This window comes from Desulfurella sp. (genome assembly GCF_023256235.1).
In the GTDB taxonomy this organism is placed as follows: domain Bacteria; phylum Campylobacterota_A; class Desulfurellia; order Desulfurellales; family Desulfurellaceae; genus Desulfurella.
Map to the genome: position 1 here is coordinate 37,471 of NZ_JAGDWY010000053.1, position 1,629 is coordinate 39,099.

General features: G+C 33.6%; 3 protein-coding genes. All 3 read left to right on the plus strand.

Annotated features, from left to right (window positions below; translation table 11 throughout):
* The first annotated feature begins 65 nt into the window (after positions 1–65).
* Entirely contained in the window at positions 66–518 is a 453-nt protein-coding gene (locus Q0C22_RS05340; RefSeq protein WP_291492530.1) for a TIGR00725 family protein, read from the plus strand.
* 71 nt (positions 519–589) lie between these two features.
* On the plus strand, positions 590–1,375 hold the full coding sequence (locus Q0C22_RS05345) for a hypothetical protein (protein WP_291492532.1): 786 nt from the start codon (positions 590–592) through the stop codon (positions 1,373–1,375).
* Between the two features lie 67 nt (positions 1,376–1,442).
* A partial coding sequence (locus Q0C22_RS05350) for a hypothetical protein (RefSeq protein ID WP_291492534.1) occupies positions 1,443–1,629 on the plus strand: 187 nt, incomplete at its 3' end.

Sequence of the window (1,629 nt, forward strand, 5' to 3'; positions counted from 1 at the left end):
CGAAATTGCAAATAACCCAAAATCAATTACAGGTAAGTATTTAAAAGAAAAATTGGAGGAATTAAATGTATCTAATAGGCGTAATAGGCTCTCAAAAAGCTACTGAACAAGCAAAAAATATTGCCTATGAAGTTGGAAAACTCATAGCTTTAAATAATTTTGTGCTGGTTTGCGGCGGTTTAGACGGTGTAATGGAAGCAGCAAGTAAAGGGGCATTTGAACATGGCGGATTAACTGTTGGTATTTTACCTGATAAAGACAAAAAAAACGCAAATCCATATATAAAAATTCCTATTGCATCGGGTATGGGATACGCTAGAAATTTTTGTATAGTACAAAGTGCAGATTGCCTAATTGCTATTGAAGGGAGTTATGGCACATTAAATGAAATCTCTGCTGCACTTAATCTACAAAAAACTGTGATTGGTATTGAATGTTCATGGAATATTGAAGGTATGAAATTTGCAAATAGCCCCCAGGAAGCTATAGAATTAGCTAAAAAATTCATTTTTAGTTAACTTTTAGTTCGTTGACTTTATTTAATGATATTTATATAATTAGTTTGTAAATTATAGCAGGAGGTATATACATGGATAAATTTTTTTTAGGATGGATTAGTATGTATATATTGCTTTGTGCTGTATTTTACTATTTTAATCAAAATTTAATTTTTTTGATTTTTGGTTTAATCTCTGTAATTTTTTGTATCATAACTGAAATATTAACAAAATATAGGTATTTAAAGTTAGTAAAATCTGAGTCAACTAAGCTTTCAGACAATTTCTTTAAAAAAGAACGTATTGATTTAATAACCAAAATAAGTTTAAACAATATTTTTTCTGAATTTAATACAATACTGAATAACATTAAAACTCAATTTAAAGAAATATTCAACGAAAAATTTACAAATGATACCTATATTGCAATATCTGCTGCAAAAATTAGTTTTGATACGCAAAAAACAAGCAATGATGTAAAAACAATTTTTCATGAACTATCCATTATAAAAACAGGTTTGAATGATGAGTCTTATATTGTGAAGCTGGCGTGGGCTTCACGAACGGATTTCACTCCTACACATGAACAAGTAGAAAGAGGGTTAACAGATAATGAAAGAGTAATTAGAAAAACTTGGGCGCAGAGGCTGGACTGGACTCCTACTCCTGAGCAGTTTGAGAGAGGAGTATGTGATATAGATACTGATGTAGTCATGGCTTGGCTACAGCGTCCAAACTTAAAGTTCTCTCCATCGCAGATAGAAAGAGGATTGCAGCATCCCGTTAGAGAAGTACGAGAGGCATGGGAGCAAGTAGTATGTTGTGAGAATAATAGAGAAAACGAACAGGATGCAACGGTACTCTTTCCATCATTATGAGGCTACATAGCACACAATAAGACGAATCACATAAGATGAAGACACATAGGAGTGCAGTACTATGGCGATGAGTATTGAGGAAGTAAACAAAGGAATTACACATAAGGATGGGCGTGTTCGTTTAGAGTGGGCTATAAAAACTAATTTCACACCTACTCCTGAGCAAGTGGAGATAGGCCTGTCCGATACCAACTATCTAGTGCGAATAAGATGGGCGAGGAGAACGGACTTTAAACCTACTCCCGAGCAGGTAG

Bases quoted from the DNA above. Each gene is read 5' to 3' on its own strand.
- Q0C22_RS05340 (WP_291492530.1), top strand. From the start codon at position 66: ATGTATCTAATAGGCGTAATAGGCTCTCAAAAAGCTACTGAACAAGCA.
- Q0C22_RS05345 (WP_291492532.1), top strand. From the start codon at position 590: ATGGATAAATTTTTTTTAGGATGGATTAGTATGTATATATTGCTTTGT.